A 15,544-nucleotide genomic window follows, 5' to 3' on the forward strand; every position below is an offset into this window, starting at 1 on the left:
TTTTGGTGGTTAAATAACCTGAAAACCAAATCCGTAAGGATCGTCTTCGTCAATAATGAGGTGATTGTATCCGTGAATTCTCGCCCAGCCTTCAATGCTCGGCACGATGGCCGGGTGATCGCCCAACTGGGTTTCGGCTTCGATACGTCCGTTAAAAATGGAACCAATGATGCTTTCATGCACGAAGACATCGCCAGACTTCAGCTTTCCTTTGGCATACCACTGAGCCATCCGGGCGGATGTACCCGTGCCACAGGGAGAGCGGTCAATGGCTTTATCGCCGTAAAAAACGGCATTGCGGGCGGTTGAGCTTTCCTGAATGGTTTTTCCCGTCCAGAGTAAATGGCTCAATCCGCGAATGGTATCATTTTCCGGATGAACGAAGCTATACTTTTCATTCAGTTGTTTCCGTAATACCCGCGACCAGCTCACGAGCTGATCGGCACTGAAGTGTTCGAGTCCGGGGAAGTTTTCCTGTACGTCCACAATGGCGTAGAAGTTTCCTCCGTAGGCTACATCAACGCTTAATTCTCCTAAATCCGGACAATCTACCGTTAGGTTTTCAGCCGCCAGATAAGACTTGATGTTGGTAATTTTCACCGAAGTTACCTTACGACCGTCCATGACGTACTCGGCCCGTACGAGACCAGCGGGTACTTCCAGATTGAGTACTCCGGGGGTTTTCGGCGTAATGAGGTTCTGCTCAATGGCTACCGTTACCGTACCAATGGTTCCGTGACCGCACATGGGCAGGCAACCCGAAGTCTCAATGAAAAGTACGCCTGCGTCGTTGGCCGGATCGATGGGCGGATAAAGTATACTTCCCGACATCATATCATGGCCCCGGGGCTCAAACATCAGTCCTTTGCGAATCCAGTCGTACTCACGCAGAAAATGCTGCCGCTTTTCGCTCATGGAATTTCCCTGCAAAAAGGGAATACTTCCCCCTGTTACCACCCGAACCGGATTGCCGCAGGTGTGAGCATCAATACAAAAAAAATGATACGCTGTAGACATGAATTCACTCGATTAATAAACTCAGAAAAAGAAATTAGGCGGGGGTTAATACGGGGCGAGTTGCCAGTGCCTTGTCGATAATTGCCTGCACATGAGCACGCTCTTCACCGATTAAAGGTAAACGGGGAGCTCGAACGTATTCTGAAGCAATACCCGTTGCTGTAGCAGCTAATTTAATATTTTGAACCAGTTTGGGGTGAATGTCCAGTTCGAGTAATGGCATGAACCATTTGTAAATTTCCAGAGCTTCGGCCAGTTGTCCCTGTTGAGTCAGATTGAATAAGGCTACCGTTTCTTCAGGGAAGGCATCTACTAAACCTCCTACCAGACCATCCGCACCTAATACTACGGCTTCCATGATTAGGGTATCCACACCACCCATGATTTTGAAGCGATCACCGAAAGCATTACGCATCCGAACGATGTTCGTCAGGTCGCGAGTTGATTCTTTGACAGCCTGAATGTTAGGACATTCTGACAATTCCTGGAACATCGCAATCGTCGTCATGATTTTGTAATCCACGGGATTGTTGTAAATCATGATGGGTAATGACGTTGCCTGAGCCACGGCTTTGAAATATTCAACTGTTTCGCGTGCGTCTGAGTAATAACGCATCGGAGGTAACAACATCAAACCGTCGGCTCCGTTTGCTTCTGCTTCTTTCGCCCGTGCTACGGCTTCGCGAGTAGCCTGCTCAGCAATGTTAACAATAACAGGAATTTGTCCCTGAGTTATTTCCAAAGCTGAAGCCAGTAATTCCAGCTTTTCTTCGGGAGTAAGCGTACTGGCTTCACCCAGCGAGCCACCAATGATGATTCCGGTAATACCGGCTTTCATCTGAGCAATTATATTTTTCTGGAATAAAGGCAGGTCCAGGGTATCTTCAGCAGTGAATGGGGTAAGCATGGCTGGATACACACCTTGCCAGGTAACGATAGTGTTCATGAGCGTTAGTTTTTCTGGTGATTGATTTAGTCAAAGGTCGGAAACTTGAGGGAAAGGTTATTCTCAATATTTGATTGCCTTTAATACTTTTTTCACTAGTTTTATACCGTCAATAAGATTATATACCAAAAATGTATTATTCTTACCTCTATGAAACCACTACTGTTCCGGGTACCCAGCGTGGACCAGCGGTCATTCCGAGTTCAAATTGACGATGGTCCTACCTTTTATGCTCAGTTACACTTCCACCCCGAAGTTCAGTTAACCCTGATCGAACGAGGCGAAGGCACACTCATTGCCGGAGACCGAATTGACCGGTTCCAACCGCTCGATTTACTATTATTTGGGAGCAACCTGCCCCACGTGCTTCGCAGCAGTGACTCGCACGAGCGAGCTACCTCGACTACGATGTTTTTCATGAACGACTCGCTGGAACAGCACTGGCTGGAATTTCCCGAAGTAAGCCATTTACGGCAGTTACTTTCAGAGGCCAAACAGGGGGTTCGTCTGCGTTGTCAGGAAAATGATCCGATTATTGATGAATTCCGGCAGCTCTCGCAACAGCGGCCTTTTCACCAGTTCCTCTTTTTATTAAAAGTACTAGATAAACTCGTAAATGAAGAAGGTCGCGAGGTTTTATCGAGAACGGCTTACGAGCGTCCCAGTCGTCCAGACGACCATTACCGCCTTGAACGGGTATTTTCTTATTTATTACAAAACTACGCTTCGTCCATTTCGCTGGAAGATGTAGCCAATGTAGCCAATCTCACGCCGGGAGCTTTTTGTCGCTTTTTCCGTCAGCATACTCGCAAAACCTTTTCGCATTTACTGAATGAAATCCGAATCGAAAATGCCTGTCGCTTACTGCGGGAATCGAAGGACCCCATGAGTCAGATTGCGGAATCCTGTGGGTACACCAATATGTCCAATTTTAATCGTCAGTTCAAAGAAATCGTGGGCATGCCCCCAAGTCAGTATATCCGTACGTATCGGATGTAGACCCTGTGTCGTTGTTTACCCTATTGCTTAATAACAGACTTTTACGGAATTCAACGAGAGCGTACTTGTAATAAACTAGTCGCTCTTTTTGTTTAATGGACTTTCAGAAAGTTAATTTTGGGCGAGTAAAGGGCTGTATACTTGTCCGTACCCGCAAAATACGCATTCAATAGGACATTTAAGCATAACTATTTATAAACCCTATAGCGGTTCTGGATGTTAAGACTGAAATTCTTCCTACGAGGAAACTTTGGTAAAGGCATTTCATGCATCCCTTCGAATCGTTTGAAAAAGAAATTAACGTAACAACATATAAATGGATATTTCTCAAATTTTCAAAAACAACCAAGACTGGGTTCAGAAAAAGCTAAGTGTAGAGCCAAACTATTTCAGCGATCTGTCTAAAGGCCAAACGCCTGATATTCTGTATATCGGTTGTTCCGACAGTCGGGTAACGGCTGAAGAGTTGATGGGTATCGCACCGGGTCAAGCCTTTGTACACCGAAATATTGCTAACATGGTTCCCAACACCGACCTGAGTGCCATGTCGGTTATCAACTACGCCGTTCAGCACCTGAAAGTGAACCACATTGTTGTTTGTGGTCACTATTACTGCGGTGGCGTTCAGGCAGCCATGAAATCGCAGGATCTGGGAATTTTGAATCCGTGGTTAAGAAATATTCGTGACGTATACCGGACTCACCAGGCTGAATTAGATGCGATCAAAGATGAAGAATTGCGTTACAAAAGACTGGTAGAGCTGAACGTAGAAGAGCAATGCATCAATGTGATTAAAACGGCGGAAGTACAGAAAGCCCGCCGGGAACGAGACCTTACCGTTCATGGATGGGTGTTTGATGTACACACCGGAAAGCTGATTGATCTAAATATTGATTTTATCAAATTACTGGAAAACATCATGCAGATTTATCACCTGGATCCTAACGAGCCTGAAAAACCAGCCGATAAAAACGTGTAATTTTATATGAGTAGCACTTTCCGAAAATTTTAAACTTTCGGAAAATGCCGCAGTCGCTCGGCTCTAGCCGAGCGACTGCTAGGAATCTCCCAAAAACTAAAGACTGACCCTACAGAGTCAAATAGAAAGGAACGCCAAAAGCTGGCGTTCCTTTCTATTTGACTCTTCTTTTTTAAGACCATTTTAAGCGTATTTATAAATCAATTTAAAGCTCTGGGAAGAGCTTTGCTTACACAAAGGCAGTATTAAAAACAAATTCAACACTATCAACTATGCATGTCAACCATGAAAACGCAATGGCTTTTTATGGGCTTTATTCTACTCTGGATGAGTGGATGTACAGCCGTTCAGGTACAGCAAAAAAGTGCCGTCAATTTTAATGACTTTCGCAAATTTACCTTTGTTAAACCAGATATTCAGGGTAATAAAAACCCCTTGTATCGAAGCGGCATTACCGATGACATGATTCAAAATGCGATTGCTGCCGAGCTTACAAAAAAAGGATTGGTTCGGGATGATAATCAACCTGACTTGTTAGTTTCGACGCACGAGTATTTTGAAAATAAAAGCCAGCAGGTAGCCAATCCTTCCTATCCTTATCCCTATTACGTTCCGTATAACATCTGGTACCAACGTCGCTGGATGCCCGTAGGCTTCGGTTATTATTACCAACCCTGGAATACCGGTTATCATACCGAACACTACACGGACGGTACATTGATCGTCGACGTCATTGATGCTAAAACCCAGCAATTACTCTGGCGTGGTTCACTGGAAAATCCAGTAAACGATCCGGCTGAACTGAGTAAACAGTTTGCCCACGAAGCCGAAAAAATTCTCGCTCGTTATCCTCAACATCTTCAACACTCATAACTAGTAAAATCATGAAATCTAACCTGTTAGCCATCGGCCTAATGATTGCACTGGCCTCTTGCCAGTCATCACCAAAAAAACAAGAAGCACAAACTTCCACTACGGATACTACCCTTATCGCGGCGGAAGAAACGCAAGTACTGGAAAATCCTTCGGATGCGTATTTCGATCAGGCTCTAGTGGCTCTGCAGACCAATGCTCCAGAGACCGCAGTAAAAGATTTACAATCGGGTATTGCTGCTCTCAAAGTGGAAGGCAAAAATCTGAAGGGTGAAAACCTGTCACTCTTTGATAATCACCTGAAAGACCTCGAAAAACTGGTAGAGCGGGCCAAAGAAAAGAAATTAACGGAAGCAGAACTGAATGAAGCCGTAACCGCAGCCGAGCTAACGGTAGGCCACCAGGCAATTGAGGATATACTTGTATTGCCAGAAGTAACGACCGACCCCCTCAAGGTTACGCTTAATGACCTGGAAAAACACGTGGGTAAAATGGATAAATCCAGTAAGGAAGAGGGTCTTAAACTTATAAACACCGCTCGCACTTCGCTCGATGCCAGAGAAAAAGCAGCGAAGCAAGACGCGAAAAAAATGGATGATCGCCTGCGTCAGGATTTGAAGAACATTCAGACCTACATCAAAAAACACGCGTAGTCCATAAAAGCCAGCATTCTCTGGCGGATCAACAAAATCTAGAGGCCACCTGTAGGGATAATCCCTACAGGTGGCCTCTAGATTTTGCTATATTATTGGTTAATAGTTGTCAGTTAATAGTTTAATAGTAAGCATTTTACAATCCATTTATCTATGTATTAAATTATTACAAGAACTTATCCCTAACTCCTTACATCACTTATTAGCCGCCGACTTTGAATACAAGTCCTCTAATTTGGCTCCTAACTCTTCCCCTCTTAAATTACGAGCAACAATTCGTCCTTCGGCATCGAGTAATACGTTTGATGGGATGGCCCGAACGCCGTATAATTGAGCGGGTTCGCTGTTCCAGTATTTCAGATCCGATACTTGATGCCAGGTCAGTTGGTCTTTGGCGATGGCTTTCAGCCAGGCTTCTTTGGTATGATCCAGTGATACGCCAAGAATAGTAAAGCCCTGCCCTTTGTATTTTTCATAGGTCTTTACCAGGTTCGGGTTTTCGTGCCGGCAGGGGCCACACCAGGCCGCCCAGAAATCTACCAGAATATAGCTCTTTCCGTACAGACTTGACAACCGCAGGGGCTTCCCTTCGGGTGTGTTGGCCTGAAAGTCTTTGGCTTTTTCTCCTACCTGCACACTTCGCAGGGTACTCACCAGCTCTTTCAGCGTTTTCACATAAGGCGTTTTTTGAAGCGACGCGTCGAGTAAGGCTACGTTTTTCTCAATTTCTTCCGGTGTTAGTCGGTACGAATATTCCCGATACAGAATATAGGTTGGAACAATGGACGTTGGATTCTTTTTAATGAAATCCTCAATCTTCCCTTCCTGCCCCTGACGGAAACTTGCCAGCAGATCTTGCCCCTTGGAGCCCGTTACTTTTGTGTTCCGGTAGCGAGCTACACTATCCAGACTGATCGTTACTTTAGTATCGGTAGCGTCCAGAAACAGAAACTGATTTCCACGGGTGGTATCGATCGTGATACCATATACTTCGGGTAACTGTAGCTTCCGCTGAATCTGAAACTTCCCATCTTTCACGGGTACGGCTTCAACCGTATAAAACATTTTATTGTGGAAGCGTTGCAAGTACACTTTTCCGGTGTTAATACCCGCAACGGTTCCTGAAATATTCACGGGTGTTTGAGCCTGAGCCAGTGAGGTCAGACCTAGTCCAGCCACCAGCGTTAAAGATTTGAGCAGATTCATTGAGTGATTGGTTTGAATTGAAAAAAGTTTTCAGAAATCCTTCTGCGTATAGCGATGGGAGTGCGTTTAAAAACGGCTGACATTAAAGCGGATACAGACTCTTATCGCCATAACGGGAAATTCTCGCTAGCAAATCGGCGTATTCTTTGGCTTTGGTCGAATCGCCTTTTTTTCGATATACTTTATACAAGCCCCAGAGTCCGTTGGCTGAATTGGGATGTTTATGCAATAACTCCGTATACGCTTTAATAGCCTGATCGTAATTTTTGGCCTGTAACTGCACTTCGCCGAGGCTAATCAATACCGGACGGGCATACGAAGGCGGTTCGCTGTACCCTAATTCTTCTTCCTTAACCTTTGCTTTTTCCAATAAGGCAATCGCTTCTTTGGTATGTCCCTGAGCGTTTTTGATCAGTCCCTGTAATTCCAGCGAAGCTACATTTAAGTCATTCACCCGCCGCGAATTGATAATATCTGCTTCGCTAAACTGGTTGACATTTCGCCAAAGCGTAGCATCCAGTGCATCAACCAACTTCTGAGCTTCCTCAATTTTATTTCGCTTGATGGCGTCCATTCCTGCAGAAAAATAATATAGTCCATCTTTATACGCCATTGCTTTGACTGAATACAAACTGTCAGTGGGCAAAATGGCTTTAAGACGTTGGGCCGCCCGGTCGTAATGCCCAAAACAGATTTCCATTTTTACGGGAGCAAGAATGCCCTGATAAAAGAAACGACCTTCGTACTTGCGTTTGCGTTCTTTCGAAGCAGGCATATTCTGGAGCTTTTCGGCATAGTACAATGCCGTTGCGTAACGTCCATCTTCGGCACAATTGGCCAATAAGTAATTGATATTGTGAATGTAATTCCAAGCATCAACTTCCTGAATATTCTGCTTTTTCATATAAACGGAGTCCACCGCGACGGAAGCTTTGAATGTATCGAAGGCTTTCTGGTATTCGCCTAACTTATAGTACACGTGACCCGGCATGTGCACCAGATGACTCGAAGCCGGACCGAGTTTAGGTAATTTTTCACAGCTTTCAAGAGCCTCTTCCGGGCAACAATTTTCCTTCAGGTGAATCCAGTAATGATGAGCTCCGGCGTTATCGGGATGCGATTTTAGTACGTCTCGCAGCAGGTATTCGGCATACATCGTTCCCTCTCTGGGATTCAGCTTGAGATCATAGCCGCTCATTTTGCTTAAAGCCAGAAAGAGCTTGGCATCTACATCGTCGGGGTATTCGTGAACCAGTAACTCCAGAATACGTTCATACTCCTTTTTGTGGTTTGCCCCCGATACCTCGCGGGCCAGAATGGCTTCCGCATAACGCCTTTCATGCGGAGGGGCCTTATCTTTCAACGCTTTAATTTTTGCCACAGCCCGAATCCGGTCTTCCGCAAAGTCATCCCCTTCCATGGAACCAATTGCACTATAAATACCCCAATAAGGCATGAGGGCGGTTGAATCCTGACGGGACGCTTCTTTAAAAGCCCGATACGCCTCAAAATCCCAGAAACCATGCAGTAAGGCAACGCCCTGATTGAAATAGGTTTGAGTTAAAGAAGATTTCGTTTGAATTTTCAGATCAGAAGTACCAATTCCCGACATTACTTGTGGAGCCGGAAGATGATGTACATAAACCGTTTCTTTACGATATTCCTGAATATGAGTAAGATGATCGTGATTCATCGCCCGACCTTCTGGATCGTGGTGATGATCATCGTGATACACCCGTTGACTCAGGGCAGGCAGGGAAAGTAAACTCAAAGCTAGTAAGCGAAGTTTCATAAGGGATTCAGACGGAAAGACTGTTTTTTATCCGATAGAAAAGAACAGACAGGCAACTCCTAAAACAAAATCTGAATCAAATATACACTTACTCTATATATTTAGTATGTTATTATATGAAAATATACTATCCTGTCAATCCCCAGCGAAGGTGATTTTTGAATAATCTATACAGAAGCTTTAAAATAAAGTTTTTAAAAGCATTTGGAAAAGCATTTAAGTTTATCCTACTTTGCCTACCAATTTTATAGACTTTAAATCTTCCATAATGAAACAAGCTGTATATAATTTTCTCACCGAGTATTCTTCTGTCGCTCTCTTACACGATCTCTACTTCAAATCGTGTTGTTGCTAGGTATTCCATTATTCCATTGATCTCCGAAGTATTATTTCGGAAGATTCTCCGCCTTCTTTTTACGAATTCCCCTAGTGTCAGACTTAGCTATTGATTAGGTCTGAAGTTCTCCTATTGCTTTATCAGTACTCCTTTGTGTGCCTTATTCCCATCTTTTCATTGACAAGAGTATGAAAAAACCTATCATTTCCGCTCAGCAGATTCTGGGTTTGTTATTACTGAGTTATGCTTTATCGGGCACACCGCCAGCCGAAGCCGCTCCTCTCCATCAGCCCCTACTCATCTCATCAAAAGACCTAGTGATTCAGGGGAAAGTAACTGCTCAAAGCGATGGTACACCTCTACCTGGCGTGTCGGTCGCCATTAAGGGAACCACCGTCGGCACTACGACCGACGCCAACGGAAATTATCAGCTTCGCATAGCTGATGCAAAAGCGACATTAGTTTTTTCTTTTGTTGGCTTTATCTCACAGGAAGTAATCGTAGGTACTCGAACTCGCGTGGATATCCATCTGGAATCGCAGACCAGCCAGTTGAATGAAGTGGTTGTTGTGGGGTATGGTACCCAGCAGAAACGGGATTTAACGGGCTCGATCGCAACGGTTTCGGGTAAAGACCTTGCCGCTGCTCCCGTGCAAAGTTTTGATCAGGCCCTACAGGGAAGAGCCGCTGGAGTTAACATTTCAACCCCCGGCGGAGCTCTGAACGCTACACCCGTCATTCGTATTCGCGGGATTAACTCAATTAACCTGAGTTCCTTCCCGCTGGTTGTGGTAGATGGCGTACCTACGTATACGGATAATATCTCTACCAATTCAGCTTCTAATAACCCATTATCTAATATTAATCCGGCTGATATTGAGAGCGTTGAGGTATTAAAAGATGCTTCGGCCACTGCTATTTACGGTTCACGGGCCAGTGCCGGGGTCATTCTGATTACCACTAAACAGGGCAAAAAGGGTAATGTAAAAGTAAGTCTGGATTCCTGGGTAAGCTGGTCGAATCCCTACCGACTTAACAAAATCCAAATGCTGGGGGCGGAAGATTTTGTTACCCTGAAAAATGAAGCCCTTGCCAATGCCGGACAAACGCCCGGTTACGCTTTAAATTATGACGCCAACGGCAACTTAATTGATACCGACTATAAGAAACTATTTTACCAGAATAATGGCTTTTCGCAGTCGCACGCTTTGAGTTTTTCAGGCGGTTCGGAGCGGACTAATTATTACGTTTCACTGGGATATACCGATCAGGCGGGGATTGTGAAGCATAACGAATTTGATCGTAAAAATGCTCGTGTTAAAATCGACCATAAGCTTTTCAAAACCTTTACGATTGGAGCTAATTTTGCTATCAGTAACACCAGCACCCTTTCCGTCAATTCAGGTTCAGTAAGTGGGGAAGTCTATTCCTACACCAACGGTCCGCGTTTAGCCTTAAGCCCTGACCCTAACCTGAGTCCATACAATAGCGATGGCTCGTATAATATCGGTTCTGGTGGTTTGATCGGTCAGATGAATAACCGTATTCCGTCCATCTGGGCCAATCTGGCGGCGGTGATGGATAATGATCGCTATCGTTCGTCGGGTGCCGCCACGCAAGGAAGTTTATACGCCAATTGGGAAATCATCAAAGGGCTGAACATCCGTACTCAATATGGGATTGATCGGTTGAGTGTAGTCGATGAATCGTATGAAAGTCCGCTTACTCCTCCCGGCGTATTTGTGGGTGGCAGTGCGACCAGCCGTTATCGCAATAACTACCGTTGGAACTGGCAGAATACGGCTCAATACGATTTTTCATTGGCTGGAAAGCATAATATTTCTTTGTTAATCGGCAATGAACAGCAACTTTCTACAGTGGACCGTTGGGGTTTAAACCGAACGAACCAGTCCGATCCACTTTTCAGGAGTGTCAAGGGGAACTTCGTAAATACAGTTCCGGTGAGCATGGCTCAAACGGAAAACTTCCTGTTATCCTATTTCGGACGTTTGAATTATGATTTCGGTAAAAAATATTTCGCTACTCTTAACTTCCGTCGGGACGGCTATTCAGCTTTTGCGAGTGGTAAAAAGTTTGGTAACTTCTACGGTGCTTCGCTGGGGTACTCCATCTCAGATGAAACTTTCTGGGCGAATTCAGCCATCAGTCGAATCGTAAGTTACCTGAAATTCCGGGGTAGCTACGGTCTGGTTGGGAATAATCAGGGCATTAATGACTATGCTTCGCTGCAATCCTACGCGGCTGGTTTACAGGGCGATTCCCCTACGCTTTATTACGATCAGGCGGGAAACCGAAGTCTGTCCTGGGAAACCAGCAAGAAAACTGATTTTGGATTTGCTTTTGGCTTACTCAATGATCGCATTACCGGAGAAATCGCCTATTACCAAAACGATGTGGATGGCCTGATTCTCAATGTTCCGCAGGCATCTTCCAAAGGGATTCCCTCCAATTCTCTGTTACTCAATATTGGATCGATGCAAAATACCGGGCTGGAGTTCAGCGTACAGGCCCATGCCGTTCGTACGGATGAGTTCAGCTGGAAAATCAATGCGAATGTAACGACGCTGAAAAATAAGGTCATTAGCCTGAATGGAGATAACCAGCGGATAATCAACGGTGAAAACGTAATTGAAATTGGAAAATCGGTTTCCAGTCTCTGGGCCGTTACTACGCTGGGGGTTAATCCTGAAAATGGTCGCCGTTTATTCCAGAAAGCCGACGGAACCGTGGTTCAATACGATCATTCGGCCTCCGCATCCCAACGATGGACGACGCTGGAAGGCACGTCCGTATCTGCTGCAACGACGCTGGCCGACGGTAGAAATCAAGGCCCGGCTTTGCCAAAATGGTACGGCGGATTTGATAACACGTTTACCTACAAAAACTTCGATCTGGGTTTATTCCTGCAATTCTCGGGAGGTAATAAGGTTCTGAACGGCACCAAACCTGGAACTCGTGATCAACGCGGCTACAACAACAGCACGGATCTCCTCGACCGCTGGACACCGAATAATAAAGATGGGAAATTACCACGGGCGGTTTACGGAGATAACATTTCCAACGGCGGAGCGGCTATCTCCATTTCCGAAAATATTGAAAAAGGCGATTTTGCTCGTCTGCGGAATGTTTCGTTGGGGTACAAAATCAATCCAAATGTTCTGAACCGCCTTCATGTATCGAGTGCCCGCGTGTACGCTCAGGTGCAGAATGCTCTGGTTTTTACGAAGTACAGCGGTTATGATCCCGAATCTACGGTGAATGGAAACAGCAATACGGGTCCCGGCGTGGACCGGAATGCATTGGGACAAACCCGTACAGTATCCCTCGGTATTACTATTGGCTTTTAACCCTTCCTGATTATGAATCACTTACTCAAACATACGTCCCGCGTACTAGGCCTTGGAATCGTACTTGCACTTTCTTCCTGCAACGAAGACAAACTAGAACCCACACCCACTACGTTTTTCACCGACATTGTCGTTTTCGATACACCTGCCCGCATTGCCCAGCAGGTGAACGGGTTATTCAGTTCTTCGTCCATTAAATCAGGAGCCTTTCTAGGAGGGCGTTATCACATTTATAGCGATATTCAGGGAGAAGAATTCCTGAATGTCAAGGCCAACCAGGGTACTGGTTTTAACGTGTGGAGCTTTACACAAAACGAATCGCAGACGGGTGGCATCTGGGACGCGGCTTATGCTTCTATTAATAAAGTTAACGTATTTCTAAAAGGTCTGGATGATAACGCCAGCAAATTCGTACCTCCTACGTTTCCAGCCAACTATGACCAGCAAGTGCTAAAATACAAAGCCGAAGCTCGGTTCGTGAGAGCGGTGGCTTATTTCTACGTACTGCAGTTTTATGCCCGGTCGTATGGGGCAACTTCTAATGGTTCCAGTCCGGGCTTGCCGCTTCGGCTTCAGGCTGAAACCAATGCAGCGAATAACGATCTGGCCCGGAGTACGGTGGCCGAAGTTTACGCTCAGATTATTGAGGATTTGAATTTCGCCGAGCAGAACCTTCCGTTAAATTATACCGATGAATTGACCAATGTCTCGCATCCGCATCGGAATTCGGCAATTGCGTTTAAAACGAAAGTTTATCTGGCTCAATCTAAATGGGATGACGTAATCCGGGAAGCCGACAAGATTGTCTCCGCTTCTGCTCCCTTTACGGCCACCACGGGCGTAAAGCATGCCTTGCAAGCCAATATTGCTTCGGTCTTTGCCGTACCGCAAACCACAACGGAAAGCATCTTCTCGCTCGTTTTCACCAATCAGGACAACCCAGGAACGCAGAATCAATTTGGCTTTTACTACCTGCCGACAGGTAACAGGGAGTATTACCTGAACCCGGCAGGAATTCTGGGCGAAAGCACCTGGAAATCGACCGATGCCCGCCGCCAGTTTGTGGTTACTTCGGGCGGGCAGCAGTGGTTATCGAAATACTCGAGTCCGTCGCCTTATACCGACAAAGCTCCGATTATTCGCTACGCGGAAGTGCTATTGAACCTTGCTGAGGCACGAACCCGCTCGACCAATTCAGTAGATGCCCGAGCCGTTCAGTTGCTGAGTGCCGTGCGATCAAGGTCGGATGCTTCTACGCAGTGGACTACCGCCAGCTTTCCTAATGCCAGTGCTTTGCTGGAAACGATTCTAAAAGAACGCCGCATTGAGTTTTTAGGCGAAGGCTTACGCTCTATTGACATTTACCGGCAGAATCTAACGTTTCCAGCAAAAGGCACTGTACCGGCCATCGTACCGAGCGATCCTACATATGTATGGCTCATTCCAGCCAGTGAGTTAACCGCTAATAAGCTAATGACCCGTAATTAATCACAGGCAGCAGGCATTTGTTCAAGCTAGATGCCTGCTGCCTAATCTAACTTCAATTCTCAATCTACTGATTGACAAATGATTAATAGGTTTGGCTAAAAAAATAAACGTTATTAGTCTATAAAATCTATAGATTTATTTGGATAATGTATTTTCACGTATATATCTTTGCAGAGTCTTCAATTACTTCCCTGCAAAAGTAGTTGCGGCTTATAAAGAAAGGTGGAGAGACAGGCTCTTTGAATCCTTAGCAACTTTCCTGAACGGAATCAGTGCTAACCTGCCTATTGAATTAGGAACTATAAACCCAACAACCAACCATGAACGCTAAGCTATTCGCCTGCAATGCTCGCTGCTGCACCTGCTGCTGCTGAGATCCGTCCAACCTCAACTAATCACGAAAGTCATTTGCATCTGCCTGCCTGCACTGGTGTTTATGCTTTCTTTCTCTGCACACGTTTCAACGCGAGTGCATTTCCTAACTATTTCTAACACATCTATTTATGAAAATGAAAGCCATTTCATTCCTGAAAGGCACGGCCCTTACCTTGTCCGTACTCAGTGGTTTTTCTTCGCAGGCTCAGCAAACTCAATTCCCGAAAGAAGGCGTTTGGCGGGGCGTTTTCACCATTAACGAACAGAAGGTTCCCTTTAATTTTGAAGTAAAGGGTAATAAAGCCGAAGACGCTACTTTCACCCTCATCAATGGCACCCGTCAGGATCACTTCCACGTCAAACAAACGGCTTCTGATTCTTTATTTATTAAAATGAATACGTACGATGCCGCACTGGTAGCTAAGGTTCACCCCGACGGCCACCTCACGGGTGAATACCGCAGTCTGGTGCCCAGCTTCCGGGGTAACTCGCTGCCTTTTACGGCGGAATACGGTAAGTCTTACCGATTCGTTGAACCCGGTAAAGACATTGCCCCAGCGGCTAACCTGAGCGGTAAATGGGAAATCAAACTCATTAGTAAAGAACCGGTTGCGAATCAGGTCGCTTTACTCGAACAAAAGGGGAATAAACTGACGGGCGTGATCATGACGGTCGTGGGTGATTCCCGTGAACTGGAGGGGACTGTTCAGGGAAATGAATTTGTTCTTTCGGGCTTCACCGGGCCTAATCCCGTATTGATCAAAGGAAAAATCAACGAGGACAAAACCTTATCCGCCGAAATTGATCGTGGATTATACGTCACTCAAAAGCTGGAGTGGACGAAAAACAAAAAGGCAGAACTTCCGGATCCCTATGCTCTGACTCAACTGAAGGAAGGTCAGAATAAACTGGATTTCACTTTCCCCGATCTGAATGGAAAAACCGTAAAACTGAGCGATGCCAAATACAAAGGCAAAGTAGTTATCGTGGAAATCATTGGGACCTGGTGCCCCAATTGCACAGATCAGACGGCTTTTCTTTCCCCCTGGTACAAGGCCAATAAACATCGCGGCGTAGAAGCCATCGCGGTTGGTTTTGAACAGAAAGATGATCTGGAATACGCCAAGTACACACTAGGTAAACTGAAAGAGAAATACGGTATTGAATACGACATTCTCTTCGGTGGTATTGCGGATAAAAAACTGGCTTCCGAGAAATTCGCGGCCCTCAATAAAATGATGGCGTTCCCAACAACGATCATCATTGGTCGGGATGGAACCGTGAAGCAAATCCACACGGGTTATACCGGGGAAGTAACGGGGAAATACTACAAAAACTACGTGAAGAAGTGGAATAAAGACCTGGACAAATACATTGCTGAAGAAGCTCCGGCCAGCAGCGATGTGGCCGCACGATAATCGTTCGATCGTCAAAGTTGATTTGCCATGTATTCGAGTATCGGGTAGTTTACCCGATACTCCTTAAAAAACCATAATTCGCTACTAATCAGC

11 protein-coding genes and 1 riboswitch are annotated in these 15,544 nt (G+C 45.5%); of the genes, 7 read left to right on the top strand and 4 right to left on the bottom strand.

Annotation, left to right across the window (positions count from 1 at the left end):
* Positions 1-9: 9 nt before the first annotated feature.
* The gene (locus QE357_RS23675) at positions 10-1,017 is read right to left on the bottom strand and encodes a 4-hydroxyproline epimerase (protein WP_309713404.1); all 1,008 of its coding nucleotides are present in this window, start codon (positions 1,015-1,017) and stop codon (positions 10-12) included.
* A 34-nt stretch (positions 1,018-1,051) separates the two neighbouring features.
* Complete coding sequence (locus QE357_RS23680; RefSeq protein ID WP_106636138.1) at positions 1,052-1,963, bottom strand: dihydrodipicolinate synthase family protein; 912 nt, start codon at positions 1,961-1,963, stop codon at positions 1,052-1,054.
* A 150-nt stretch (positions 1,964-2,113) separates the two neighbouring features.
* On the opposite strand from QE357_RS23680, the gene QE357_RS23685 reads away from it, so the two are divergent.
* The 4 genes from QE357_RS23685 to QE357_RS23700 all read left to right on the top strand — a co-directional run bounded on the left by QE357_RS23685 (position 2,114) and on the right by QE357_RS23700 (position 5,467).
* A complete protein-coding gene (locus tag QE357_RS23685) occupies positions 2,114-2,962 on the top strand; it encodes an AraC family transcriptional regulator (protein WP_106636137.1) in 849 nt (282 codons plus the stop codon).
* Positions 2,963-3,278: 316 nt separating this feature from the next.
* Positions 3,279-3,941, top strand: coding sequence for a carbonic anhydrase (locus QE357_RS23690; RefSeq protein WP_106636136.1), 663 nt, complete (start codon positions 3,279-3,281; stop codon positions 3,939-3,941).
* A gap of 285 nt (positions 3,942-4,226) precedes the next feature.
* Positions 4,227-4,814 (top strand): DUF4136 domain-containing protein, encoded by a 588-nt coding sequence (locus QE357_RS23695; RefSeq protein WP_307144054.1) that lies wholly within the window; start codon positions 4,227-4,229, stop codon positions 4,812-4,814.
* Positions 4,815-4,825: 11 nt separating this feature from the next.
* Positions 4,826-5,467 (top strand): hypothetical protein, encoded by a 642-nt coding sequence (locus QE357_RS23700; RefSeq protein WP_309713407.1) that lies wholly within the window; start codon positions 4,826-4,828, stop codon positions 5,465-5,467.
* 195 nt (positions 5,468-5,662) lie between these two features.
* Here the strand turns inward: QE357_RS23700 and QE357_RS23705 are convergent, their stop codons facing one another.
* Together QE357_RS23705 and QE357_RS23710 are read right to left on the bottom strand one after the other, a co-directional pair.
* Complete coding sequence (locus QE357_RS23705) at positions 5,663-6,673, bottom strand: TlpA disulfide reductase family protein (protein ID WP_309713409.1); 1,011 nt, start codon at positions 6,671-6,673, stop codon at positions 5,663-5,665.
* A gap of 82 nt (positions 6,674-6,755) precedes the next feature.
* Entirely contained in the window at positions 6,756-8,465 is a 1,710-nt protein-coding gene (locus QE357_RS23710) for a tetratricopeptide repeat protein (protein ID WP_309713412.1), read from the bottom strand.
* Positions 8,466-8,990: 525 nt separating this feature from the next.
* On the opposite strand from QE357_RS23710, the gene QE357_RS23715 reads away from it, so the two are divergent.
* The 3 genes from QE357_RS23715 to QE357_RS23725 all read left to right on the top strand — a co-directional run bounded on the left by QE357_RS23715 (position 8,991) and on the right by QE357_RS23725 (position 15,451).
* Positions 8,991-12,170 carry a TonB-dependent receptor gene (locus QE357_RS23715; RefSeq protein ID WP_309713415.1) on the top strand — a complete coding sequence of 1,060 codons (3,180 nt, stop codon included), beginning with the start codon at positions 8,991-8,993 and terminating at the stop codon, positions 12,168-12,170.
* A 12-nt stretch (positions 12,171-12,182) separates the two neighbouring features.
* Positions 12,183-13,658 (top strand): RagB/SusD family nutrient uptake outer membrane protein, encoded by a 1,476-nt coding sequence (locus QE357_RS23720; RefSeq protein WP_106636129.1) that lies wholly within the window; start codon positions 12,183-12,185, stop codon positions 13,656-13,658.
* A 207-nt stretch (positions 13,659-13,865) separates the two neighbouring features.
* Positions 13,866-13,966, top strand: a riboswitch (SAM riboswitch).
* Between the two features lie 195 nt (positions 13,967-14,161).
* Entirely contained in the window at positions 14,162-15,451 is a 1,290-nt protein-coding gene (locus QE357_RS23725; RefSeq protein WP_307144049.1) for a peroxiredoxin, read from the top strand.
* The last annotated feature ends 93 nt before the right edge of the window (positions 15,452-15,544 follow it).

Origin of the sequence: Siphonobacter sp. SORGH_AS_0500, assembly GCF_031453245.1 — a bacterium.
GTDB lineage: Bacteria > Bacteroidota > Bacteroidia > Cytophagales > Spirosomataceae > Siphonobacter.